1 protein-coding gene is annotated in these 315 nt (G+C 70.2%); it reads right to left on the bottom strand.

From position 1 onward, the window contains the following. On the bottom strand, nucleotides 1–315 hold a 315-nt coding region (locus AX737_RS00660), incomplete at both ends, for a DNA translocase FtsK (RefSeq protein WP_280949046.1).

Genomic DNA, 315 nt, shown 5'->3' with positions numbered 1-315 from the left:
CGATCTCCATCCGCTCCATCAGCGAGGCGGCGCGGTTGTAGCCGATCTGCAGGCGACGCTGGATGTAGCTGGTCGAGGCCTTCTGGTCCCGCAGCACCACCTGAACGGCTTGCTCGTAGAGGTCGCCGCCTGCCTCGCCGAAGGCGCCCTGGTCGAACACCGCCCCGTCCACCTCGAGCTCGGTGGCGCCCTTGCCCTTACCGCCCTTGCCCGAGGCGTCTTCCTCGTCGTCGGCCGTGACGGCGTCGAGGTAGGCGGGGCGGCCCTGGCGCTTGAGGTGGGCGACCACGCTCTCGACCTCGGCGTCCGAGCAGA

The organism is Methylobacterium sp. CCH5-D2, from assembly GCF_001556475.1.
In the GTDB taxonomy this organism is placed as follows: Bacteria; Pseudomonadota; Alphaproteobacteria; order Rhizobiales; family Beijerinckiaceae; genus Methylobacterium; species Methylobacterium hispanicum.
The sequence above is the reverse complement of the archived record's forward strand: the minus strand, read 5'-3'. Positions and strand labels throughout refer to the sequence as shown.